This is a genomic window from Bradyrhizobium sp. USDA 4011 (assembly GCF_054063415.1).
In genome coordinates, this window is sequence record NZ_JBSSGG010000001.1 from 8,173,577 (window position 1) to 8,197,007 (window position 23,431).

The window sequence follows — 23,431 nt, forward strand, 5'->3', positions numbered from 1 at the left end:
TAAGCGTTAACGAGACGGTCGTTTGGGCAAGGTCGCCGGAGCGATGCGGGCGCACCGCTCCGGAACCAATGTCGGGATCAGGCGCGCAGGGCCTGGTCGAGGTCCGCGATCAGGTCTTCCTTGTCCTCGATGCCGATCGACAGCCGCACCACCTCGGGCGCCGCACCCGATTTCACCTTGGCGGCGTCATCGAGCTGGCTATGGGTGGTGGAGGCCGGGTGGATCACCAGCGAGCGGGTGTCGCCGACATTCGCAAGATGCGAGAACAGCTTCAGGTTCGACACCAGGTTGACGCCCGCGTCGTAGCCGCCCTTGAGGCTGAAGGTGAACACCGCGCCGGCGCCCTTCGGCGCGTATTTGCGCTGCAGGGCGTTGTACCTGTCGCCGGGCAGGCCGGCATAGTTCACGCCTGACACGGCCGGGTGGGTGGAGAGGAACTCCGCCACCGCCTTGGCATTGTCGCAGTGCTTCTGCATGCGCAACGGCAGCGTCTCGATTCCGGTGAGGATCATGAAGGCGTTGAACGGCGACAGCGCGGGACCGAGGTCGCGCAGGCCGAGCACGCGGCAGGCGATCGCAAAGGCGAAATTGCCAAAGGTCTCCTGGATCCGGATGCCGTGATATTCCGGGCGCGGCTCGCTCAGCATCGGATATTTGTTGTCCTTCGACCAGTCGAAGGTGCCGGCGTCGACGATGATGCCGCCGAGCGAGTTGCCGTGGCCGCCGAGGAACTTGGTCAGGGAGTGCACGACGATGTCGGCACCATGGTCGATCGGCTTGATCAGATAGGGCGAGGCCAGCGTGTTGTCGACGATCAGCGGCACGCCGGCCTTGCGCGCGACGGCTGCGATTGCCTCGATGTCGGTGATGCTGCCGGCCGGATTGGCGATCGATTCGATGAAGATCGCCTTGGTGTGAGGCGTCACCGCCTGTTCGAAGCTGGCGATATCGTCGGGATCGGCCCAGGCCACGTTCCAGCCGAACGCCTTGAAGGCGTGGGTGAACTGGTTGATCGAGCCGCCGTAGAGCTTGCGCGCCGCAATCACCTCGTCGCCGGGCCTCATCAACTGCTGCAGCACGACGAGCTGCGCGGCGTGGCCGGAGGCAACCGCAAGTGCCGCCGTGCCGCCTTCGAGCGCTGCGACGCGCTCTTCGAGCACGGCGTTGGTCGGATTGCCGATGCGGGTATAGATGTTGCCGAATGCCTGCAAGCCGAACAGCGAAGCCGCATGGTCGGCGTCGTTGAAGACGAATGACGTGGTCTGGTAGATCGGCGTCGCCCGCGCGCCGGTGGTGGGATCAGGCTGTGCGCCGGCGTGCACGGCGAGGGTGGAAAATCCCGGAAGGCGATCGGTCATTCTTTGTGTCCTGTTGTGGCCTGGTCGAAACGCGCGGCATGCTGATGGCGACGACGCTCGCCGTCAAGCCGCGTCGGCGCGCGCGCCGCGGTTTGAAACGGGCATGCTGCGCTTGACCGGATGATCGCGACGATTATTCCGCTGAAACGTCAGCTCGTCTCGGTCTTGTTTTTTGCGGCGCGGTCGGATGCCGCAGTCTGGCCGCCCCCGACGCTCATGCGGTTGAGCGACAGCCGCATGCCCTGCGTCGGGATCGGCGCGCGCTTCGAACTCAGCGTGCGCGAATTGACGCCCATCCAGGAGATCTCCGACGACAGCCGGCCATACTCGATCTTCGGGCAGCGGTTCATCACCACCTTGAGACCGGCGGCTTCCGCCTTCTCGGCGGCGGCATCGTCGCGTGCGCCGAGCTGCATCCAGATCACCTTCGGCAGCGGCGACAATTTCAGCGCCTCCTCGACCACCGGCATGATGTGGCTCGAATTGCGGAAGATGTCGATCATGTCGATCGGACGGTCGACGTCCGCGAGCGATGCGACGAACGGTTTGCCCATCAGCGCCTTGCCGACATGGCCGGGATTCACCGGAATCATGTCGTAGCCGCGCTGCGCCAGATATTTGAATGCGAAATAGCTCGGCCGCACATTGACCGGCGAGGCGCCGACCATCGCGATCGATTTCACGTTGTTCAGGATGCTGCGGATGTAGTTGTCGTCGTAGGCGTCGTGATTCATTACCGGTCTTTTTCAGTTGCGTCATTGCGAGGAGCGAAGCGACGAAGCAATCCATATTTCCTGGTGGCGAGATGGATTGCTTCGCTTCGCTCGCAATGACGGAATGTCACTTGTCCTGCCACTTCGGGGCGCGCTTCTCGATGAAGGCGCCGATGCCTTCCTCGGCGTCGCGCGCCATCATGTTCTCGGTCATCACCTCGGCCGCGAAGCGATAGGCGTCCGCGAGGTTCATCTCGGCCTGGCGATAGAATGCCTCCTTGCCGAGCTTGACGGTGTAGGCCGACTTCAGCGCGACCTTCTCGGCCAACGCCATCGCGGCGTCGCGTTCGGTGCCGGCCGATACCACGCGGTTGACGAGGCCGATGCTCTGCGCCGTTGCCGCCGAGACCGGTTCACCGGTCAGCAGCATCTCCATCGCCTGCTTGCGCGGCACGTTGCGCGACAGCGCCACCATCGGCGTCGAGCAGAACAGCCCGATGTCGACGCCCGGCGTCGCAAACGCCGCCGCTTCGGAGGCGACCGCGAGGTCGCAGCTCGCGACGAACTGGCAGCCCGCCGCGGTGGCGATGCCCTGAACGGAGGCGACCACCGGTTTCGGCAGGTGCACGATCGCCTGCATCATCGCGCTGCAGGCGTTCATGATCTCTGCGAAATAGGCGCGGCCGCGGTCGGCGTCGGTGCGGCGCGCGGTAAGCTCCTTGAGGTCGTGGCCGGCGCAGAAGGCCGGGCCGTTGGCGGCGAGCACGACCGCACGGATGCTCTTGTCACCACCGATATCGTTCAGCGCCGCGTGCACCTCGCCGATCAGTCCCTCGGACAGGCTGTTGCGCGCCGCGGGGCGATTGAGCGTCAGTAGCGCGATACTGCCGATGGTCTCGCGCAGCAGGATCGGCTGGTGTTGCGGCGCTTCCGCGCGGGCGGCTTGGGAGGACATGGTGAAATTCCACGTTGGTCTGTATGACAACTTAATGTAACAGGCAGGCTGAAGCGAGGGCAGGGGCGGCATGGCGATTGCGAAAATGAGCGTGGCTGATCTGGAGGAGTTCCTGCGCAAGGAATTTCCGCAGGCGTTCACCCACGACGACATCAGGATCGAAAGCGCCGACGGCGAGACGGCCCTGCTGCGCCAGCGTTTCAGCGAGCGCATGCTGCGGCCGGGCGGCACGGTGTCCGGGCCGACCCTGATGGGGTTGGCGGATTTCGCGATGTATGTGGTGCTATTGTCGGCGATCGGGCCGATCGGCCTTGCCGTCACCACCAACCTCAACATCAACTTCCTGCGCAAGGGGCTGCCGGGGCAGGACGTGCTCGCGGTCGCCAGACTGCTCAAGCTCGGCAAGCGGCTTGCGGTTGGTGAAGTAAACCTGCTGTCTGGCACCTCGCCCGATCCGATCGCCCATGTTACCGCGACCTATTCCATTCCAAATCAATAGGCTTCTTAGCGGTATTATTACACCATATTTACAAGCTGTTGTTTTAGCTCATCTAAATCGCGCGCGTCTACGTTGACGTGCGGCCGCACCTTCTCTAGAAAGCCGCCAGTTCGGCGCATACGGCGCCGATTTCCTTTTCACGGATTTCACACATGAGCACGTTCTCGGCCAAGCCCGCCGAAGTGACGAAGAAGTGGGTCGTGATCGACGCCAAGGGTCTGGTCGTCGGTCGTCTCGCCACGCTCGTCGCGATGCGCCTGCGCGGCAAACACCTGCCCACCTACACCCCGCACGTCGATTGCGGTGACAATGTCATCATCGTCAACGCCGCGCATGTGGTGCTGACCGGTCGCAAGCGCGACCAGAAGGTCTACTACAAGCACACCGGCTTCATCGGTGGCATCAAGGAGCGCACCGCGAAGCAGATCCTCGAGGGTCGCTTCCCCGAGCGCGTCGTCGAGAAGGCGATCGAGCGCATGATCCCGCGCGGTCCGCTCGGCCGCATGCAGATGGGCAATCTGCGCGTCTATCCGGGTGCCGAGCATCCGCATGAGGCCCAGAGCCCCGAGAAGGTCGATATCGCTTCCCTGAATCGCAAGAACACGAGGGCCGCATAATGTCCGATACTTTGCAGTCCCTCGACCAGCTCTCGCAGGTCAAGCCGGCCGCTCCCGACGCGCCGAAGTACGTCAAGAAGGTCGACAAGTTCAACCGCGCTTACGCCACCGGCAAGCGCAAGGACGCGGTCGCCCGCGTCTGGATCAAGCCGGGCGCCGGCAAGATCTCGGTCAACACCCGCGACATCGAAATCTACTTCGCCCGCCCGGTGCTGCGCATGATGATCCAGCAGCCGCTGGTCGCTGCCGCCCGTAACGGCCAGTACGACGTGATCTGCACCGTCGCCGGCGGCGGTCTGTCCGGCCAGGCCGGTGCGGTCCGCCACGGCATCTCGAAGGCGCTGACCAACTTCGAGCCCGAGCTGCGCGGCGTCCTCAAGAAGGGCGGCTTCCTGACCCGTGACTCCCGTACGGTGGAGCGCAAGAAGTACGGCAAGGCCAAGGCCCGCAAGTCCTTCCAGTTCTCGAAGCGCTAATTCGGGTTGTCAAATTCGCGGCAATTGCCGCGAGCATCGAGTTGCAGAGGGCGCCGCAAGGCGCCCTTTTTGCTGCGCTCGACCGGGCGTGCTTCGGCGCGAATTAGCGTAGTTTTTCATGAAAACTTGCGTGTGCGTGCAAACGAAATTGGAACTCGGGCCTTTTAGCTTGCTGGCTCGCACTGGCGCTGCATCACCGTATTATTTGCGCCTGCGAACGTTGCATCACCGGGCTGGGGTGACACTATGTCGTTCGATCCATCGACGCTTTATCTGTTCGCCACCATGGTCGCGGGCATGCTCGGCGCCATGCTCTGGTTGTTCGGCAGGCAGGAGGACATTCCCGCGCTGAAATGGTGGGGCACCGCCTATCTGCTCGGTGCGGCTTCCGTCGCGCTGTGGACAGTCGGCAGCTCGACGCTCGATCCGATGGTTCTGCTGGGCCTCAATGCGATCGGCTTCGCCGCCTGCGGCATGGTCTGGAATGCTGCGCGCATCTTCCACGGCCGCAAGGCCAACCTGCCGGGTCTCATGCTCGGCCCGATCGTGTGGATCGGCGCCGTGACATCAATCGCGGATCCGGCGATGCGCCTGACGATCGGTGCCGGGATCGTCGCGATCTACGCCGCGCTGACCGCCTCCGAACTCTGGAGCGAGCGCCGTCGCGCGATGCAGAGGCGCTGGATTGCGATCGCGATCCCGGTCGCACATGGCTGCGTCCTGATGCTGCCGATCCTGGTCGGCGACGTACTGCGGCTGAACGGCCAGAATTTCGTCAGCAGTTTCTGGGTCACGCTGTTCTCGATCGAGCTCGTGCTGTACGCGATCGGCACGGTGTTCGTGATCTTCATGATGGTGTCGGACCGCGCGGTCGCCGTGCACAAGACCGCTGCGTCGATCGATCCGTTGAGCGGGATGCTCAACCGCCGCGGCTTCACCGAGGCCTGCACGCGGGTGATCGAGCGGGAGGCCGTTGCCGGCCGGCCGGTCACCGTGATGATCTTCGACATCGACCACTTCAAGTCGATCAACGATCGCTTCGGCCATCCCGCCGGTGACGAGATCCTGAAACTGTTCTCAGCCGTGGTGGTCAACAGCCTCAGGATCAGCGATCTGTCGGGCCGGATCGGCGGCGAGGAATTCGCGGCGTTGCTGCCGTGCTCGCTGGAGGAGGGCGTCTTGGTCGCCGAGCGCGTGCGTGAGGCGTTCGAGAACAGCAACATCACCTGCGAGGACGGCGCGGTCGACACCACGGTCAGCATCGGCGTGGCCGGCGGACCCGCCGGGACCGAGCTCGAGGTGCTCTTGGCCTCGGCCGACACCGCGCTCTATCAGGCCAAGCGCGGCGGCCGCAACCGCGTCGAGGCCGCGGAAGAATTGCCGCTGTCGCTGGAGAACTGGCGGCGCAAGACCGCGGGCCTGCCGGCATCGGCGCGGCAAAAGCCGGCGCCTGCCCGCGCGTGAGCGCGGTAACAGCTCGTTAACTATTCGATCCCATGCTTTCGGCATGGAGTCGATCAGCACTCGCAATCCGCAATTGGCCCTGATGTCGCTCGAAGCCGACGCGGCTTCGGCGCGCGGCGGCTTCGCCTGCCTGTTCTCGGACTCCGATGAGTACGAGACCGCGCTGATCGCCGAACGCCGCGCGCAGGGACGATACCAACCGGCGAGGCGCCGCTGGCCGATCGCGATGCTGGTCGGCGTGATGCTGATGGTCGTCGGTACTGTCCTGCTCTTCAACTGAGCTGCGGCACGTTCGACGGAGCGGGCGTCTGCGCCGGCGCCTGATCCTCCGCCTTGAAGTGGTCGATCATCACCTTGGCGATCGCCATCAGCGGCAGCGCCAGCGCGAGCCCCCAGATGCCGAACACGACCCCGAGCAGGATCTGGAACGCGAACAGTGTTGCCGGCGGGATGTCGAGCGCCTGGCGCTGGATGATCGGGGTCAGCACGTAGCTTTCCAGCGCGTGCACGCCGAGGAACAGGATGAAAGCCGACAGCGCCGCGATCCACCCGCTCGCGAGGCTCGCCAGCACCACGATCAGCCCGCCCAGGATCGCGCCGACCGTCGGGATGAAGGCGAGCAGGCCGGCCTGGATGCCGAGGATGAACGAGCTCGGAATTCCGATGATGGCAAGCCCGATCCAGGTGACGAGGAACACCGCGGTCATGGTGATGATTTGCGCGATCAGCCAGCGTTCCAGCGTCTCGCCGATGCGGTCGACGATGACGGTTGCCTGCGCGCGGTATTTGGCCGGCGCGATGAACAGCAGCCCGGCGCGGTAGATGCTCGGCTGGGCCGCGAAGGCGAGCCCGAGGAACAGCACGATGAAGAAGTTGCCGACGACGCTGACCGTGCCGAGCAGCACCTTCAGCGTCTGGCTGATGATCGCGCCGCCGCTGGAAGCCAGCGCGCCGGCGCCGGGGATGCCATGCGATTGGGGCGCTGCCGGCGTCGTTGTTGTCGTCGTTACCGCTTCCGGCTTTGTCTCGCCAGCGGCGTTGGTGAAATCGAGATAGCTGGTGTCGACACCATGCTGCTCGAGAAACTCCTTGACGCTGCCGAGCTGCGATTTGATCGTGTTGCTCAACACCGTGGCCTGCTGCGCGATGGTGGTGCCGCCGAGGAACACGATGCCGGACAACAGTCCCGCCATCGCCAGGCAGACGATCGCAAGCCGCAACGCGTGAGGCAGCCCGGTCAGCCGGCCGAGCAGGGTCGTCATCGCGTTCAGGCCGACCCCGAGCAGCATGCCCGCGAACAGCAGGAACAGGGTCGCGGCGAACTGCCAGGCGAACAGGAGCAGGGCGGCGAACAGCACGATGCCGATGCCGCCGACGGCGACCGCCCACGCCAAATCATTGCGGGCCTGCAGGCGATTGTCAGCCGAGTCTGTCACGGGTGATTCCCCCTTCGCGACGGTGTCTGGCAGTGTTTGGCGAAAATCCCGCCGGGATCAAGCTGGGCGGGCCGTGCCGGTTTGCCGCTGACGCGCCGTGGTCCGGGCGCGACCGTGGGGCGCCAGGCCGAATTTGGGGCCACGAGGGCTGCGAATCTGTGCAGGACTGCAAGGTCCCCTGTGCAGATATAGGCAGTTGATCCGGGGGGAACTCGAAGGCATGATCGTTTCCGCAAAGTCGCAAACTTAGAATAATCATTGCGCGAGACTTCAATAATGAGACGGCCCGTGGTCGGCGTGATCGGAAACGCCCATCGCATTGAAAATCGTTTCACAGTCCAGATGGTCGGAGAGCGCAACCTTCGCGCGGTTGCCGAGGTGTCGGGTGCCGTGCCCTTGATGTTCGCGGGCAGCCCCGAAATCACCGATGTCGGCGCCCTGCTCGACGTGGTCGACGGCGTGGTGCTGACCGGGGCCCGTGCCAATGTTCATCCGACCCGCTTCAACGCCGAACCTTGCGCGGCCCACGAGCCCTACGACATCCACCGCGACGACGTCGCGCTGGCGCTGTCGGAGGCCTGCGTCGCGCGCGGCGTGCCGATCTTTGGCATCTGCCGCGGCCTGCAGGAGATGAACGTCGCGTTCGGCGGCTCGCTGCATCCGGAGATCCGCGAGATCCCCGGCCGCATGAACCACCGGATGCCGCGGCTGGAGAACGGCGAGATCCATCCCGATCCCACCGTGGTGTTCGCCGACCGTCACGACGTCGCGCTGACGCCGGGCGGCGCCTTCGCAAGGATTCTCGGCCGCGAGACCATTCGGGTCAATTCGCTGCACGGCCAGGGCATCCTCGAGCCCGGCAGGCGCGTCGTGATCGAGGGCATCGCCGAGGACGGCACCATCGAGGCGATCCGCATCGCCGATGCGCCGGGCTTTGCGCTCGGCGTGCAATGGCACGCTGAATACGATCCGCAGCGCAATCCGATCAACCGCGCCCTGTTCGAGGCATTCGGCGACGCACTGCGCGAGCGGCGGCGGGCCGCGTAGGCACCTCCGCAGCGCTGCCGTCCCTGCGAAAGCAGGGACCCCATACTCCGCGGCGGTTGCTGTGGAAAAGACTCGTCGTCCCAACGCTGCTCAACGATGACCATCGGTGGTTATTGATCCCTGCTTTCGCTGGGACGACGCTGAATGCGCGGCACCGTTTATGAGGCACACTTCCGCATTCTCGCGATATGAACCGTCCGAGCTCTGCTGGCGTTCGAGCGGAGCGACTTAGGGCTTTGCTGGCCCGGATCGGTGCGTTGATGCCACAAAATTCATCTGAGACGCGACCCCGCCGGGCTCCGCGCCTAACCGACCTTTCTCCGTACTTATACGGATACGAAAGTGGCGGATTGCTGGGCCGGACTCGGCTAAGCAAGAAGCGGAAGCCACCCGATATTGCCCCGGCGCCGACGACCCTTTTCGATATTGTTTTGCTTTTCCATTTTCCGGTGCAACTGCTCACGGTGAGTTGGTCGGGATGAATTTGTCGGGCCGACTGGCGGCCGGGATGGTGCTTCCCGTCGTCACACTCCTGCTCGCGCTGGGCTTCATCCATGGCGTCGACTGGCCGGGCATTCTGCTCGCCGGTGGTGTGGTTTCGGTGGTGTTCATGACGGCTGAGATGATTGCGAGGTCGCAGTCCGGAACGCCCGCCCAGTTGGTGCGGGCTGCGGAGGCGCTGTCGCGCGGCGAGCCGGTCTCGATACGCCCGAGCGGCGACGACGAGGCCGCTCAGCTCGCTGCGACGCTTGCCGAACTGTCCGCGCAATTGGGCAGCAGGCAGCACCTGCTGGAGAAGACCGTCGAGAGCATCCGCGATCCGGTGGTGGTCGCGGACGAGCATGCGATGATCGTGATCGTCAACGCCGCGGCGCGGCGGCTGTACCATGTCGAACCCGGTTTTGACACCCTGACCGACGTTCGCACCTTTCAGAACTACTATGCTGACGGCACGACTGTGATGCCGATCGCTGAGACGCCGATGGCGCGTGCGCTGCGCGGCGATGACGTCGACGATTGCGAGCTGATCGTCAAACCCCTGCGGCCGGAACCGGCTGTCTGCCTTGTCGCCAACGCCAGGCCGCTGCGCGACGATGCCGGCAATTTGCGCGGCGCGGTCATCGTGCTGCGCGACGTCACCGCGGAGCGTCAGGCGCATCAGGCGCTGGTGGAGAGCGAGCAGATGGCGCAGGCCATCGTCAGGACCGCGCTCGACGCCTTCGTTCAGACCGACCAGGACGGCATCGTGCTCGACTGGAGCCCGCAGTCCGAGGCATTGACCGGCTGGACGCGCGCCGAGGCGGTCGGCCAGCGCGTGGTCGAACTGGTTTTTCCGGAGGAGTTGCGGGTTGCGCACCGGCAGCGCATCACCCGCTTCCTGCAGGAGACCGCGGCCGGCGGCATGGGCATGCGCTATGAAACCGCATCCGTGCACCGCGACGGCCACCGGTTCTATGTCGAGGTGTCGCTCAATGCGCTGCGCCGCGGCGATGGCTGGATCATCAATTCCTTTGTCAGGGACGTCACCCAGCGCCGGCGCGCCGAAGAGCAATTGATCCAGGCGCAGAAGACGGAATCGCTCGGGCGGTTGACCGGCGGCATCGCGCACGACTTCAACAACATGCTGACCGTGATCACCGGCACGATCGAGATCCTCGCCGACGGCGTCAGGGATAACCCGCAGCTTGCCGCGATCGCCAAGCTGATCAGCGATGCCGCCGATCGCGGCGCGCAACTCACCTCAAGCCTGCTGGCATTCGCGCGCAAGCAGCCGTTGCAGCCCGCCGAGACCGACGTCAACGACCTGATCGGCGAAGTGGTCCGGCTGCTGTCGCAGACGCTGGGGTCGCAGACCGAGATCAGGACGGAGCTCGGCCGCGACGCCTGGCTCGCCTTTGTCGACCGCAGCCAGCTCGGCGCCGCGCTGGTCAATCTCGCCATCAATGCGCGCGATGCGATGCCTGATGGCGGCACGCTGACCTTTGCGACCCGCAACATGCAGCTCGGGGTTCCCGATGCCGTCGCGCACGGCGTCGAGCGGGCCGGCGACCATCTCGTGATCGAGGTGAGCGATACCGGTACCGGAATTTCGCCGTCGCATCTGGAGAAGATCTTCGATCCGTTCTTCTCCACCAAGGAGGTCGGGCAGGGCACCGGGCTCGGGCTCAGCATGGTATTCGGCTTCGTCAAGCAGAGCGGCGGCGGGATCGAGGTCAAGAGCGAGCAGGGGCGCGGCACCATCTTCAGGATCTATCTGCCCAAGGCGGACGGCACGGTGCAGGGCGCGATCGAGGAGGACGATCTGCCGGTCAGGGGCGGCAACGAGACCATCCTGTGCGTCGAGGACGACCCCACGATCCGCGACTATGTGATGGGCCAGCTCGAAAGCCTCGGCTACAAGGTGCTGGTCGCGGCAAACGCAGATGCCGCGCTCGAGATCGTCAGCCGCGGCACCGGGTTCGATCTCCTGTTCACCGACATCGTGATGCCGGGCAGCATGAACGGCCGGCAATTGGCGGAGACGTTGATGGCCGGGCGCCCGGCGCGGGGCTGCGGGTGCTGTTCACCTCGGGCTACAGCGATGGCGCGCTGCCGGCGCAACAGGGCCGTGGCGGCCATGGCATTCCGCTGCTGACCAAGCCCTATCGGCGCGGCGAGCTGGCGCGGATGCTGCGGCGCTGCCTCGATCTTCAGGTCGACTTTCAAGGCGATCCGGTTCCGCAGCCTTACTCCGTGCAGCCCGATCTGGAACGCTTCCTGCGCGACAACCCTGAGAAGAACTAGTCCACAGCGTGGACCCATCGCTTTCGCAAGCCCCGGCTCGATAAGGCGGCAAGGTTGCGATCTTCGACGGCCATAATGACGCGGCTCAGCAGCTCGCTGAATACCGGGAAGGCGGGCGATGGCGCGCTCACGCCCGTTCTGTTGAAGGACGCAAGCCACCTCCCGAACTTGATCCAGGGTTTGCGCGCGGACGGCTTCGATGAGGTCACGTTGCGCAAGATCGCGTTCGACAATTGGATGCGGGCGTTCCGTCGAAGCTGGCGGTGAAAATCGCTGCACTCTTTCCGTCGATCGTGATCTATTGTCGGCGCACAACAACGACGCGGACGGTTAACGGCCCGATTCAGGGAGCATGGAATGCAGGACCGCGAATGGTCGAGACGCGACTGGCTCAGGGCGACGGCGGCGACGGCCGCGGGCATGGTGTTCGCCGAACCGCTGCGGGCGGCGCCGCCGCCAGCCGAGGCCGTGACGCCGCAGCTGATCGCGGCGGCGAAGGAGGAAGGCAAGATCTCGTTCTACAGCGCGCTCGAGCTGAACACGGCGGAGCGTCTGGCGCGCGACTTCGAGCAGAAATATCCCGGCATCAGCGTTCGGGTGGAGCGCTCCGGCGCGGAGCGCATCTTCCAGCGCATCGCGCAGGAGCAGGGCAGCGGCATCCATGCCGTCGACGTAGCCAACTCGACCGATCCCGCGCATTACCTCGACTGGAAGAAGAACGACTGGCTCGCGGCCTATCTGCCGGAAGACGTCGCCAGGCATTTTCCGGCCGATCAGATCGATCCCGACGGCACTTCGGCGACGTCCTGCGCCTGGTTCGAGGTGATCGGCTACAACACCGAGCAGGTGAAGCACGAGGAGGCGCCGAAGAGCTACGCCGATCTGCTCGACCCGAAATGGCGCGGCAAGATCGTCAAGGGCCACCCGGGCTACTCCGGCGCGATCTTGACCGCGACCTTCGTGCTGGCGCGCGATCTCGGCTGGCCGTATCTGGAAAAGCTCGCGCAGCAGCGGGTGATGCAGGTGCAGTCGGCGGCCGATCCGCCGAAGAAGATCCTGCTCGGCGAACGCGCGGTCATGGCCGACGGCAACGACTACAACCTCGTGCTGGCCAGGGATCAGGGCAAGCCGGTCGAGGTGGTCTACCCGACCGAGGGCGCGCCGCTGATCATCGTGCCGAGCGGCGTGTTCAAGAGCGCGCCGAACCCGAACGCGGCACGGCTGTTCCAGAGCTACTTCTTCAGCGCCGAAACCCAGCAGATGCTGGTCGACGAGTTCGCGCACCGTTCGTTCCACGCCAGGGTGAAGGAAAAGGCCGGGCACGTCCCGCTCGACAAGCTGAAGATGCTGAAGGCCGATCCGGCCCAGGTGCAGGCGCAGAGCGAGGAAATCAAGGCGCGCTACGCGAAGCTGTTCCGGGTGTGACGACCGGTCTTCGCTTCCCTCCATCGTGGGAGCGAAGTCAACAACGAGGAGCATTGGACAATGGCGATCGGGGCTTTGCGGACCGCGGATGCACGCTTTGATGGCCTTCCCGGCTATGCGTTCGCGCCCAACTATCGCGACGATCTTCCCGGCTATGCCGGTTTGCGCATGCACTATCTCGACGAGGGAAAGGGCAATGCCCGCGTTGCGCTTTGCCTGCATGGCCAGCCGACCTGGAGCTACCTTTACCGCAAGATGATTCCCGGCCTCGTCGCCTCCGGCTATCGGGTGATCGCGCCCGATATGTTCGGGTTCGGTCGCTCCGACAAGCCTGTCGAGGAGGCCGTCTACACCTTTGACTTCCATCGCGAGAGCCTGGTCGCCCTGATCCGCGCGCTCGATCTCGGTCGCATGACGCTGGTCTGCCAAGACTGGGGCGGCTTGCTCGGTCTTACCATCCCGATGGACATGACCGACCGCTTCGAAGCGCTGCTGATCATGAATACCATGCTCGCGACCGGCGACCGCCCGCTGACGAAGGGCTTCATGGATTGGCGCGCGTGGAGCAACGCAAATCCCGACATGGCCGTCGGCAAGCTGATGGCGCGTGCCTGCCCGCAACTCTCGTCCGCGGAAGCCGCGGCCTATGACGCGCCTTTCCCCGATGCCAGCTACAAGTCCGGCGTGTGCCGCTTCCCGAATCTCGTGCCGGACCAGCCAAATGCCGGTGGCGCGGCCCTGTCACGCAGGGCGCGCGAATGGTGGCGAAGCGAATACTCCGGCAAGACCGCGATGGTGATCGGCATGACCGACCCGGTGCTCGGGCCGGCCGTCATGGCGGAGATGCGGCAAACGGTCCGCAATTGCCCCGAGCCAGTCACGCTCACCGCGGCCGGGCACTTCGTGCAGGAATGGGGTGAGGATGTCCTGAAGGGCGCGCTGCCGCTTCTGTCCTGAACGCGCAGGGGGGCAGAGCCGGGCAACCGCAGCCGCGTCGCAAAGCTTGAACCGATGGGTAATCTCAGGCTGCACGCATCACCCGCTGCGCGCGATAGGCCTGCGGCGACAGCAGCGTCAGCTTGCGGAAGGCCTTGCGAAAGCTGCTCTCGTCCTCATAGCCGGTGGCGCGAGCGATCGCCTTGATCGGTTGCGCCGTCGTCTCCAGCAGCGTGCGGGCGTGCTCGACACGGCGTCGCATGATGAAGGCCTGCGGCGGCTCGTGGGTCAGTTCGCGGAAGCGGCGGTTCAGCGTGCGCTCGCTCAGGCCCAGCGCCTGCGCGAGGCCGCGCACCGTGATCGGCGCCTTGCCGGTGCGCCGCACCAGCATATCCGCCTTCATCAGCAGCGGGTCCTGGGCGAGCATGTAGCCGAGCGGCATGAAGATCGCCTGCGTGCGTTGCGCGGTGTCGATCACCGCATAGTCGGCGCAGACCTTTGCGACCTCCGGGCCTTCGACGAGCTCGATCAGCCGCAGCAACAGATCGACCCACGACATCGGGCCGGCGGCACAGACCAGGCGGTCGGCCTGGGTGAGCACGGCATCGCTGGCGAGGTCGATTCTCGGATGGCGGCGGCGGAGTTCGCTCTGCAGCCACCAGGTGATGGTGGCGCGGCGGCCATCGAGCAGGCCGGCATTGGCGAGCAGCAGCACGCCGCTGCAGAAGGCGCCGATCAATCGTCCACCAGCATGTTGCTGGCGCAGCCAGGCGCCGGCCCGGTCATATTGCGGTTGCAGGCGCTCGGCGGTCAGATGGTCGACCAGGCTGCCCGGCACGATGATCGCGTCGAACGCCGCCCGCTTGCTGACCGCGCCGTCCACGGCGAGCAGCTTGCCGCCGCCGGCGCGCACCGCCTTGCCGTCGAGCGAGAGCGTCTGCCAGGTGAAGCGCGCCTTGCCGCCGCGCAGTTCCATCACATGGTTGCCAAGCGTGAGGATGTCGGCGATGCCGGCGACTGCCGATTGCATGCAGCCTTCCAGCGCGAGGATCGCGAGCTTCATGGGACCTCCGGAATTTGCCGTCATCCTACCCGATCGACGCAGGCAGGCGGTGGCAGATATTGCCCGATCTCTGTCTGATCGGCCACTGCCTGATCGCACCGTGCCGGTCCATCTTCGTTGCGTTGTCACAACCTCAGCAATGGAGAGAGTCTATGCCTTACGTCACCATTTCCACCGTCCGCGGCATCTTCGATGTCGCGCAGAAGCAGGCGCTGCTGCAGCGCGTCACCGATCTCATGGTCGAGGTCGAGGGGCAGGGTAACCCCGACTTCCGCCGCAACGTCTGGGTCAAGATCGAGGAGGGCGAACCGGCGAGCTGGTCGCTCGGCGGCATGATCCCGACGCCCGACATGATCGCGGGCAATTTCGGGGCGCTCGACGCCGCCGGACGGCGGGTCGCCAAGGCGAAAGCTTAAGCGAAGAAACGGGGCGCGCGCGCCCGCCTTCACGGCATCGTCATTGCGAGCGAAGCGAAGCGATCCATCTCTGCGTGTACGCGGATGTGTGGATTGCTTCGTCGCTTCGCTCCTCGCGATGACGGAGAGATACGGAACCAAAAACAAAGGGCGCTTCCGGTGGAGGCGCCTTTTGCACGCGGCACGATCTGTTCAAGACGGTAGCTATGGCCGGCGCACCTCGAAGTAGGTCTTGCCGCCACGCTCAAAGCCCGCTTCCTCATAGAAGCGGAGCGTGGCCTCCCGTTTCGAGCCCGTCGCCAACAGAACCTTGTAGCAGTCGGCCTGCCAGGCAACATCGAGCGCGTGCGCAAGAATCCGTCGGCCAAGCCCTAGCCGACGGTAGTCGGCGTGGGTGACGACGTTCTCGATCACGGCATATGATCTGCCACCTCGCGACAGGTTGGGCACGATCGCGAGCGTGCACGAGGAGACAAGCAGCTCCGCTGCTTGCGCCACGATCACGGTCATGAAGCTGGATGAAAGCAAATTCGACCAGACCCGCTCGGCAGCGGCTGTCTCCAGCTCAGGATCGTGCGGGTGAAGGTGTCGGTAAAGCTCCAGCAGCTCGGGCAGTTCGTGCGCTGCCGCAGATCGGACGATCGCTTCGGTCATGGGCTGATTACCGGGATCATAGTTTCGCAACCCATCGCGCCGGTGCAAGCCTTGAGATGATGGATTTCGCTTCGCTCTACCCATCCTAGGCATCGTTCACCCAAAACGAAAGGCGCTTCCGGTGGAAGCGCCTTTCGCATTCGTGAGTGCCGCAGAACTTACAGCGAGTAGTACATCTCGAACTCGACCGGGTGCGGGGTCATTTCGAAACGGGCGACCTCGGTCATCTTCAGCTCGATATAGGCGTCGATGAAGTCGTCGTCGAACACGCCGCCGTTCTTGAGGAACGCGCGATCCTTGTCGAGGCTCTCGAGCGCCTCGCGCAAGCTGCCGCACACGGTCGGGATCTGCTTCAGCTCTTCCTTCGGCAGGTCGTAGAGGTCCTTGTCCATCGCCGGACCCGGATCGATCTTGTTCTTGATGCCGTCGAGGCCGGCCATCAGCATCGCGGCGAAGCCGAGATAGGGATTGGCCATCGGGTCGGGGAAACGCACCTCGACGCGCTTGGCCTTCGGGTTCGCCGTATAGGGGATGCGGCAGGACGCCGAACGGTTGCGCGCTGAGTAGGCGAGCAGCACCGGCGCCTCATAGCCCGGGACCAGACGCTTGTAGGAGTTGGTCGACGGGTTGGTGAAGGCGTTGATCGCCTTGGCGTGCTTGATGATGCCACCGATGTAGTGCAGGCAGGTCTCCGACAAATCGGCATACTTGTTGCCGGCGAAGGTCGGCTTGCCGTCCTTCCAGATCGACTGGTGGACGTGCATGCCCGAGCCGTTGTCGCCATAGACCGGCTTCGGCATGAAGGTGGCGGTCTTGCCGTAGATGTGGGCGACCTGGTGGATGCAGTATTTGTAGATCTGCATATGGTCGGCCATTAGCGTCAGCGTGTCGAACTTCATGCCGAGTTCGTGCTGGGCCGAAGCGACTTCATGGTGGTGCTTCTCGACCTTGACGCCCATCTTGGCCATCGCGCCGAGCATCTCGGAGCGCATGTCCTGCACCGAGTCCTGCGGCGGCACCGGGAAGTAGCCGGCCTTGGTGCGGATGCGGTGGCCGAGGTTGCCGCCTTCATATTCGGTGGCCGAGTTGATCGGCAGCTCGGAGGAGTCGAGGCGGAAGCCGGTGTTGTAGGGTTCGGCCGAGTAGCGCACGTCGTCGAACACGAAGAACTCGGCCTCGGGGCCGACGAACACGGTGTCGCCCACGCCCATCGACTTCACCATGGCCTCGGCCTTCTTGGCGATGCCGCGGGGATCGCGGTTATAGGGCTCGCCGGTGGTCGGCTCGAGCACGTCGCAGGTGATGACCATGGTGGTCTCGGCGAAGAACGGGTCGATCGTCGCGGTGACCGGGTCCGGCATCAGGCACATGTCGGATTCATTGATCGCCTTCCAGCCGGCGATCGAGGAGCCGTCGAACATCTGGCCTTCGGAAAAGGTGTCCTCTTCGATCATGCCGACGTCGAAGGTCACGTGCTGCCACTTGCCGCGCGGATCGGTGAAGCGCAGGTCGACGTATTTGACGTCGTTGTCCTTGATCGATTTCAGGACGTCTTTGGCGGTCTTCATGAATACCCCTTATGGATGTGCGGGTCGGTTTCCAGCGGAGAGGGACGTTATTCTCGCTTTTGGCGAGTTCGTGTGACTGCTGAAACGAAATGAGGCTGCCGAAGCAGCCCTTTTTCTCTTTTGCCGTCAGAAAATCCGGATAGCACCGGGCTCAAATAGCGTCCAGCCCGGATTCGCCGGTCCGGATGCGGATGGCTTCCTCGATGTTGGAGACGAAGATCTTGCCGTCGCCGATCCGCCCGGTCTGGGCCGCGCGGCGGATCGCGTCAATCGCCTTCTCGACCAGGTCGTCGCCGATCACGATCTCGATCTTCACCTTGGGCAGGAAATCGACGATGTATTCCGCACCGCGATACAGTTCGGCGTGGCCCTTCTGGCGGCCAAATCCCTTGGCCTCAGTTACGGTGATGCCTTGCAGTCCGACTTCCTGGAGCGCTTCCTTCACCTCGTCGAGCTTGAAGGGCTTGATGATGGCTTCAATCTTCTTCACTGAGCGCCTCCCGGGCATTGCAGATTGCAGGGTCGATTTCGATGCGCGTGGGGCGCAGTCTGGTTGGTCTTAAGCCTTCCGGCGGGTGGCCGGAAACACGCGCAATGGTCGCATCGAGCGGCATTGTACGCGGCTTCCTCAAAAGCAGGGTCTATGCCAAGTTGTTAAGGTCCCCGATTTCGGAATGTTATCAGCCTTTTAACAGGCAGTCGGCTGGTATCGAACCACATCGGCCATGATATCCAAGCTCAACAAATAGGCAAATAGATCAATCCGTATGCAGTCGGCCAGTAGAAACCCCGCGAACGTCACAGGAATTGCCTCTCGAAAAGGCGAAGCGATTGAGGATTCGGCATGGACGTTCTGACCACCACCGAGATGGAGCGCGCCGACCGGCTGACCATCGCAGCCGGTACGCCGGGCTTCGCGCTGATGATGAGCGCCGGCCAGGCCGTCGCTGAAGCCGCGATGGACCTGGTCGAGCAGGGGCCGATCGTCGTGGTCGCCGGCCGCGGCAACAATGGCGGCGACGGCTTTGTCGCCGCCGCCGAGCTCGCCGCGCGCGGCCGCGAGGTGTCGGTGATCCTGCTCTGCGAGCGCGACAGCCTGCAGGGCGACGCGGCGCTGGCGGCCAAGGGCTGGAAATATCCGGTGCTGCCGTTCAACCCGCAGGCGTTGGGCAAGCCGGCGCTGATCATCGATGCGCTGTTCGGCGCCGGGCTCAATCGTCCGGTCAAGGGTGACCCGCTGGAGATGATAGCGGCCATCAACGCCAACGGTGCGCGGGTGCTGGCGGTCGACCTGCCGAGCGGCATCAACGGCACGTCAGGCGCCGTCATGGGCGCGGCCGTGCAGGCGACGGAAACCGTCACCTTCTTCCGCAAGAAGCCGGCGCATCTGCTGCTGCCCGGCCGGATGTATTGCGGCCGGGTGCGCGTCGCCGACATCGGCATCGCGGCGCAGGTGCTCGACGAGATCAAGCCGCTGACCACCGAGAACCTGCCGCAGGCCTGGCGCTGGTCGTTCCCGGTGCCGCGGATCGACGGCCACAAATACGCAAGGGGCCATGCCGTCGTGGTGTCGGGTGATATCGCCTCGACCGGGGCGGCGCGGCTCGCTGCGCGCGCGGCGCTGCGGGCCGGCGCCGGCCTCGTGACGCTGGCCTCGCCGCGCGATGCGCTCGCGGTCAACGCGGCGGCGCTGACCGCGGTGATGGTGCGCGCGGTCGACAATCCGATCCAGTTCGCCGAACTGCTCGACGACAAGCGCCTCAACGCTTGCGTGATCGGGCCCGGTGCCGGCGTCAGCGCGCGCACCCGCGACTTCGTTCACACCGCGCTGTCGGCGCAGCGGCATCTGGTGCTCGACGCCGACGCGCTGACCAGCTTTGCCGGTTCGCCGGACCGGCTGTTCGAGGCGATCAAGGCCTCCGACGGTCTTGGGGTGGTGCTCACTCCGCATGAGGGCGAGTTTCCGCGGCTGTTCAGCGATATCTCCAACAAGCATCCCGGCCGCTCGAAGCTCGAGCGCGTGCGCGCGGCGGCGGAGCGCTCCGGCGCGGTGGTGCTGCTGAAGGGCGCCGATACGGTGATCGCGTCTCCGGACGGCCGCGCCACCATCGCCGCCAACGCGCCGCCATGGCTTGCCACCGCCGGTGCCGGCGACGTGCTGGCGGGCATCATCGCCGGCTTCCTGGCGCAGGGCGTGGCGGCATTCGAGGCGGCCAGCATCGGTGTGTGGTTGCACGGTGAAGGGGCCAGCGAGGCGGGGCCCGGCCTGATCGCGGAAGATCTCACCGAAGTGCTGCCGGCCGTGTTCCGCCGTCTCTATGACGAGTTCGGGATTGAGTATTAGGCGGCTCCAGCTTGCCGACATGGATGCCGCCGCACGCGTGCACCGCGCGGCGTTCGACGAAGCGTTGCCGTGGCTCGCGGGCCTGCACACGCCGGATGAAGATCGCTGGTTCTATCGCGAGCGGATGTTTGCGACCTGCACGCTGTGGGGCGCGTTCGACGGCGAGGCGATGAGCGGCGTCATCGCATTCGACGACGACTGGATCGAGCAGCTCTATGTGCTGCTGGCCGCGCAGGGCCACGGCATCGGCGGCGCGCTGCTCGAGATCGCACAGCAGGGTGCGGACCGGCTGCAACTCTGGACCTTCCAGCGCAACGCGCGGGCGCGCCGTTTCTACGAGTCGCGCGGCTTCGTCCAGGTCGAGGGGACTGACGGGAGCCGCAATCAGGAGAGGGAGCCCGACATGCGCTATCTCTGGACGCGCAGGCCGGCCGGCTGACCGCGTTCGGCGAATGTCGACTTGTCGACATTCAAATTCGCCGGTCGTGGGCTATACCGGAGCAACCCCCTGCAAGAGGAGCAAGCATGTCTCGGCAGCCGCTGACCCTTGGAAAGCCGTTTGAGAAGTGCCTCGATTGCCTGGGCGTTTCCGCGGCAGGAGGCCATCGTCGTTGAGCCGTGCAGCGAAGTTAAAGTCGCCGGTTGCGTCGGCGGAGGACGGCCTGTCGCCGAAATGGAGCCTCGCGCTCGCGGGACTGTCGGCGGCACAGCGCAAGGACATCCGCAGCCGAATGCGGACCATGACCCTGCCGCCACGCTCGATCCTGTTCCGGCAAGGTGCGCCCAGCGACACGATGGTCGTCCTGGAGGACGGCCGCGTCAGGCTGTTGCAGGCCCAGCCCAGCGGCGAGCAATTCACCTTCGGTGTGTTCGTTGGAGGCGCGATCCTCGGCCTCGCCGCGCTGGTACTCGACCGGCCGCGTATCCTCACCGCGGAGGCCATCGATGACGTTGTGGTCTCAGTGATGCCGCGGCGGGACTTTGTCGCCTGCACGCGAAGCGTGCCCGGTTTCCTCGACAACATCACGCGGCTGTTGGCGCTGCTCTCGGTCGAGAGCATCGAGCGCACCGGCCCGCAGGCCCTGGACGACGCCTGGGTGCGTCTCGGCAGCATCCTGACGTCGCTCGCCCGCAACGACAGCCGCAATTCATGCCCGACGATCACGGGGCTGACCCAGGAAGACCTGGCCAGCATGGTCGGCGTCAGCCGCTCCTGGATCGGTGCCGCCCTTGCCGAGTTCGAGCGGATGTCGCTGATCTCCAAGCGGCGAAGCAGGATCACGATCGCGCAGCCGGCGCGTCTAGCCGATTTCGTCGCATCAGCGCGCCGCCGCCGTCCGGACGGTATCGACGGCGCCAATCCACGCCATTTCAAAAATGAGGACCAGGAATGACCGTCTATGTGATCGCACTGGTGAAGTTCACGCAGGAGGAATACTACCGCCGCTATCAGTCCCGCTTTGCCGGCGTCTTCAAGGCGTTCAACGGCCGTCTGCTGGCGGCCGACGAGAGGCCGAAGGTTCTCGATGGGGAGTGGACGCGCGACAAGGTCGTGATCATGGAGTTTCCCGATGAGGCGGAGGCGACCCGCTTTCTCGACTCGCCCGCCTATCAGGAAATATCCAGGGATCGCATCGCCGGTGCGACCGTGCTGTCACTGCTGGTAAAGGGGCTGCCGTCGCCGCCATGAGCAAGCACGAATAGCCATACCGGCGCGTGGGCGGCGCTGATGTCGCTCAAGCAACGTCGGTGGAAAGCGAAATGCTCTTCCACGCATCGAATTCGGCTTGCAGCAGTTTCATTTTCTCCTCGACCAGTCGCACGGCATCGCTGCCAAGCAGCAGATGCGCCGGCGGATCGGCCGACAGTGCGAGTTTCAGCATCGCCTGCGCGGCCTTTTGGGGATCGCCGACCTGCCAGCCACTCAGCTCCATGCGGCGTTTGCGGATTGGATCGATGATAGCGTCATAGTCTCCGATCGACCGCTCCGCCCGTACCATCGATCGTCCGGCCCAGTCGGTGCGAAAGCCGCCCGGCTCGACCGCGGTGACCTTGATGCCGAGATGCCTGACTTCCTTGCCGAGGGATTCCGATATCCCTTCCAGCGCGAACTTGCTGCCGTGGTAGTAGCTGAGGCCGGGCATCGTGATGATCCCGCCCATCGACGTGATGTTGAGGATATGCCCGGCGCGCCGCTTGCGCATGAAGGGCAGCACCGCCTGGATCATCGCCACCGCGCCGAAGACGTTGACCTCGAACTGGCGTCGCAGATCGTCGATCGATGATTCCTCCAGAATGCCCTCGTGGCCATAGCCGGCATTGTTCACCAGAATGTCGATCGCGCCGATCCTGTGCTCGACGTCGGCGACGGCGGGCGCGATGGCCTCGGTGTTGGTGACGTCAAGAACCACCGCGTGTCCGCCGGCGCCGAGCGCTTCGAATGTCCGCTTGTCATTCTCGTTGCGCACGGTGCCGGCGACGCTATGGCCGTCGCCCAATGCTGCCTCGGCCAACGCGCGGCCGAAGCCGGACGAAACGCCCGTGATGAGGAAGGTCTTTGCCATAGGAGATGTCCTTTGGATCGAGATTGCGGGCTCGATATAGGCGATTTGATTAGTGCAATAATCGGCATAGAGTGGCATGACCTAATGCAGATAATAGAACAATGCAGCATGTTGGCCTTTTCGAGCTGAACGCCGTCGTCGCGATTTCAACGCACCGCAGCTTTCGCGCGGCCGCGACTGAGCTCGGCATTTCGCCCTCGGCGTTGAGCCATGCGATCGCCGTGCTGGAAAAGCGGTTGGGCGTGCGCCTCATCAATCGGACGACGCGCAGCGTCGCGCTGTCGGAAGCGGGGGAGCGTTTCCTCGCCAGGGTCAGTCCCGCGCTGCGCGAGATTGCCGGCGCGATGGAGGATGTGAACGAGTTCCGCGACACGCCCGCGGGAACGCTGCGCATCAACCTGAAGGAGCGCGCCGCGCACCAGATCCTCCGCCCGGTCGTCGCAAAGTTTCTGCGGCGCTATCCCGACATGAACGTCGAGCTGACCTTGGAGGGACGTCCCATCGATATCGTCGCGGAAGGTTTCGACGCCGGCATCCGGCTCGCCGAAGCCGTGCCGCAGGACATGGTCGCGATCCCCTGCGGCCCGGACACGCGCTTCATTGTCGTCGGCGCGCCCGATTATTTCGCGCGCTGTTCGGTGCCGTGGTCTCCGCTCGATCTGCTCGCCCATGAGTGCATTCGCAGGCGGATGCCCAGCGGCAAGCTTTATCACTGGGAGTTCGAGAAGCGCGGTGGCGAGCAGATGGTGGTGGACGTCAGGGGCAGGCTGACCCTCGACAATGACAGTCTGATGGTCGAAGCCGCGCTCGAAGGCGTGGGACTGGCGTTCGTCAGCGATTTTTGGGTAGCGGGGCATCTCGCCGCCGGCACTCTGCGCGCCGTGCTGGACGACTGGACGCCGCCATTTCCCGGCTTGCGCCTCTACTATCCGCGGCACCGGCACATGACGGCCGGGCTTCGTGCTTTCGTCGATATGGTGCGGGAGGAGACGAAAATGGCTGCCAGGGGCGGGGAGGTCCACTCGCCCCGGGCCAAACGATCGGGCGATCGTCGCAAGCGCGCTTGAGCCGTCGCGGCAACCCGGGTGTTCGGCCGATGGCTTCGCCGGCGT

26 protein-coding genes are annotated in these 23,431 nt (G+C 64.8%); 17 read left to right on the plus strand and 9 right to left on the minus strand.

The features are described from left to right. Window positions 1-77 precede the first annotated feature (77 nt). The 3 genes from ACVW1C_RS38815 to ACVW1C_RS38825 form a co-directional block, all read right to left on the minus strand. Window positions 78-1,358, minus strand: coding sequence for an O-acetylhomoserine aminocarboxypropyltransferase (locus tag ACVW1C_RS38815; protein ID WP_456762733.1), 1,281 nt, complete (start codon window positions 1,356-1,358; stop codon window positions 78-80). A gap of 149 nt (window positions 1,359-1,507) precedes the next feature. Then, complete coding sequence (locus ACVW1C_RS38820; RefSeq protein ID WP_456762734.1) at window positions 1,508-2,092, minus strand: CoA-binding protein; 585 nt, start codon at window positions 2,090-2,092, stop codon at window positions 1,508-1,510. A gap of 106 nt (window positions 2,093-2,198) precedes the next feature. Then, window positions 2,199-3,026, minus strand: coding sequence for an enoyl-CoA hydratase (locus ACVW1C_RS38825; RefSeq protein WP_456762735.1), 828 nt, complete (start codon window positions 3,024-3,026; stop codon window positions 2,199-2,201). 70 nt (window positions 3,027-3,096) lie between these two features. On the opposite strand from ACVW1C_RS38825, the gene ACVW1C_RS38830 reads away from it, so the two are divergent. From ACVW1C_RS38830 to ACVW1C_RS38850, 5 genes are all read left to right on the plus strand, one after another. Then, window positions 3,097-3,525: a PaaI family thioesterase gene (locus ACVW1C_RS38830; RefSeq protein ID WP_456762736.1), complete on the plus strand. Its 429-nt coding sequence runs from the start codon at window positions 3,097-3,099 to the stop codon at window positions 3,523-3,525. Between the two features lie 152 nt (window positions 3,526-3,677). Beyond that, on the plus strand, window positions 3,678-4,142 hold the full coding sequence (gene rplM, locus ACVW1C_RS38835; RefSeq protein ID WP_050405657.1) for a 50S ribosomal protein L13: 465 nt from the start codon (window positions 3,678-3,680) through the stop codon (window positions 4,140-4,142). Further along, the gene (gene rpsI / locus ACVW1C_RS38840) at window positions 4,142-4,618 is read left to right on the plus strand and encodes a 30S ribosomal protein S9 (RefSeq protein WP_092114692.1); all 477 of its coding nucleotides are present in this window, start codon (window positions 4,142-4,144) and stop codon (window positions 4,616-4,618) included. The genes rplM and rpsI overlap by 1 nt, the downstream gene beginning before the upstream one ends. Before the next feature lie 246 nt (window positions 4,619-4,864). Then, window positions 4,865-6,082, plus strand: coding sequence for a GGDEF domain-containing protein (locus tag ACVW1C_RS38845; RefSeq protein ID WP_456762737.1), 1,218 nt, complete (start codon window positions 4,865-4,867; stop codon window positions 6,080-6,082). 43 nt (window positions 6,083-6,125) lie between these two features. Beyond that, a complete protein-coding gene (locus ACVW1C_RS38850) occupies window positions 6,126-6,362 on the plus strand; it encodes a hypothetical protein (RefSeq protein WP_456762738.1) in 237 nt (78 codons plus the stop codon). Here ACVW1C_RS38850 and ACVW1C_RS38855 read toward each other — a convergent pair. Next, on the minus strand, window positions 6,355-7,518 hold the full coding sequence (locus ACVW1C_RS38855) for an AI-2E family transporter (protein WP_456762739.1): 1,164 nt from the start codon (window positions 7,516-7,518) through the stop codon (window positions 6,355-6,357). The two genes, ACVW1C_RS38850 and ACVW1C_RS38855, sit on opposite strands and share 8 nt — an antisense overlap. Window positions 7,519-7,794: 276 nt before the next feature. Here ACVW1C_RS38855 and ACVW1C_RS38860 point away from each other — a divergent pair, with 276 nt between their 5' ends. From ACVW1C_RS38860 to ACVW1C_RS38885, 6 genes are all read left to right on the plus strand, one after another. Then, window positions 7,795-8,565, plus strand: a complete 771-nt coding sequence (locus ACVW1C_RS38860; RefSeq protein ID WP_456762740.1) for a gamma-glutamyl-gamma-aminobutyrate hydrolase family protein — start codon at window positions 7,795-7,797, stop codon at window positions 8,563-8,565. A gap of 478 nt (window positions 8,566-9,043) precedes the next feature. Beyond that, window positions 9,044-11,200: a PAS domain S-box protein gene (locus ACVW1C_RS38865; RefSeq protein WP_456762741.1), complete on the plus strand. Its 2,157-nt coding sequence runs from the start codon at window positions 9,044-9,046 to the stop codon at window positions 11,198-11,200. After that, window positions 11,122-11,349, plus strand: coding sequence for a hypothetical protein (locus ACVW1C_RS38870; RefSeq protein WP_456762742.1), 228 nt, complete (start codon window positions 11,122-11,124; stop codon window positions 11,347-11,349). Before ACVW1C_RS38865 ends, ACVW1C_RS38870 begins: the two co-directional genes overlap by 79 nt. A 75-nt stretch (window positions 11,350-11,424) precedes the next feature. Continuing rightward, window positions 11,425-11,616, plus strand: coding sequence for a membrane dipeptidase (locus tag ACVW1C_RS38875; protein ID WP_456762743.1), 192 nt, complete (start codon window positions 11,425-11,427; stop codon window positions 11,614-11,616). 90 nt (window positions 11,617-11,706) lie between these two features. Beyond that, complete coding sequence (locus ACVW1C_RS38880; protein ID WP_456762744.1) at window positions 11,707-12,774, plus strand: extracellular solute-binding protein; 1,068 nt, start codon at window positions 11,707-11,709, stop codon at window positions 12,772-12,774. 60 nt (window positions 12,775-12,834) lie between these two features. Then, entirely contained in the window at window positions 12,835-13,731 is an 897-nt protein-coding gene (locus ACVW1C_RS38885; RefSeq protein WP_456762745.1) for a haloalkane dehalogenase, read from the plus strand. A 64-nt stretch (window positions 13,732-13,795) separates the two neighbouring features. Here the strand turns inward: ACVW1C_RS38885 and ACVW1C_RS38890 are convergent, their stop codons facing one another. Further along, window positions 13,796-14,773 (minus strand): GlxA family transcriptional regulator, encoded by a 978-nt coding sequence (locus ACVW1C_RS38890; protein ID WP_456762746.1) that lies wholly within the window; start codon window positions 14,771-14,773, stop codon window positions 13,796-13,798. Between the two features lie 152 nt (window positions 14,774-14,925). On the opposite strand from ACVW1C_RS38890, the gene ACVW1C_RS38895 reads away from it, so the two are divergent. After that, on the plus strand, window positions 14,926-15,189 hold the full coding sequence (locus ACVW1C_RS38895; RefSeq protein WP_456762747.1) for a tautomerase family protein: 264 nt from the start codon (window positions 14,926-14,928) through the stop codon (window positions 15,187-15,189). A gap of 204 nt (window positions 15,190-15,393) precedes the next feature. On the opposite strand, the gene ACVW1C_RS38900 is transcribed toward ACVW1C_RS38895, so the two are convergent. The 3 genes from ACVW1C_RS38900 to ACVW1C_RS38910 form a co-directional block, all read right to left on the minus strand. Continuing rightward, window positions 15,394-15,843 (minus strand): GNAT family N-acetyltransferase, encoded by a 450-nt coding sequence (locus ACVW1C_RS38900; protein ID WP_456762748.1) that lies wholly within the window; start codon window positions 15,841-15,843, stop codon window positions 15,394-15,396. 158 nt (window positions 15,844-16,001) lie between these two features. Then, window positions 16,002-17,411 (minus strand): type I glutamate--ammonia ligase, encoded by a 1,410-nt coding sequence (glnA, locus tag ACVW1C_RS38905; protein WP_456762749.1) that lies wholly within the window; start codon window positions 17,409-17,411, stop codon window positions 16,002-16,004. A gap of 151 nt (window positions 17,412-17,562) precedes the next feature. Beyond that, on the minus strand, window positions 17,563-17,901 hold the full coding sequence (locus ACVW1C_RS38910; protein WP_011441447.1) for a P-II family nitrogen regulator: 339 nt from the start codon (window positions 17,899-17,901) through the stop codon (window positions 17,563-17,565). Window positions 17,902-18,255: 354 nt separating this feature from the next. On the opposite strand from ACVW1C_RS38910, the gene ACVW1C_RS38915 reads away from it, so the two are divergent. The 4 genes from ACVW1C_RS38915 to ACVW1C_RS38930 all read left to right on the plus strand — a co-directional run bounded on the left by ACVW1C_RS38915 (window position 18,256) and on the right by ACVW1C_RS38930 (window position 21,445). Next, on the plus strand, window positions 18,256-19,755 hold the full coding sequence (locus tag ACVW1C_RS38915) for an NAD(P)H-hydrate dehydratase (protein WP_456762750.1): 1,500 nt from the start codon (window positions 18,256-18,258) through the stop codon (window positions 19,753-19,755). Continuing rightward, complete coding sequence (locus ACVW1C_RS38920) at window positions 19,730-20,194, plus strand: GNAT family N-acetyltransferase (protein ID WP_456762751.1); 465 nt, start codon at window positions 19,730-19,732, stop codon at window positions 20,192-20,194. Before ACVW1C_RS38915 ends, ACVW1C_RS38920 begins: the two co-directional genes overlap by 26 nt. 172 nt (window positions 20,195-20,366) lie before the next feature. Then, window positions 20,367-21,149, plus strand: coding sequence for a Crp/Fnr family transcriptional regulator (locus ACVW1C_RS38925; RefSeq protein ID WP_456762752.1), 783 nt, complete (start codon window positions 20,367-20,369; stop codon window positions 21,147-21,149). Beyond that, entirely contained in the window at window positions 21,146-21,445 is a 300-nt protein-coding gene (locus tag ACVW1C_RS38930; protein ID WP_097673515.1) for a DUF1330 domain-containing protein, read from the plus strand. Before ACVW1C_RS38925 ends, ACVW1C_RS38930 begins: the two co-directional genes overlap by 4 nt. 46 nt (window positions 21,446-21,491) lie before the next feature. Here ACVW1C_RS38930 and ACVW1C_RS38935 read toward each other — a convergent pair whose 3' ends face one another. Continuing rightward, window positions 21,492-22,319, minus strand: coding sequence for an oxidoreductase (locus ACVW1C_RS38935; RefSeq protein ID WP_456762753.1), 828 nt, complete (start codon window positions 22,317-22,319; stop codon window positions 21,492-21,494). A 101-nt stretch (window positions 22,320-22,420) separates the two neighbouring features. Here ACVW1C_RS38935 and ACVW1C_RS38940 point away from each other — a divergent pair, with 101 nt between their 5' ends. Further along, window positions 22,421-23,386 (plus strand): LysR family transcriptional regulator, encoded by a 966-nt coding sequence (locus tag ACVW1C_RS38940; RefSeq protein ID WP_456762754.1) that lies wholly within the window; start codon window positions 22,421-22,423, stop codon window positions 23,384-23,386. Window positions 23,387-23,431: the final 45 nt, after the last annotated feature.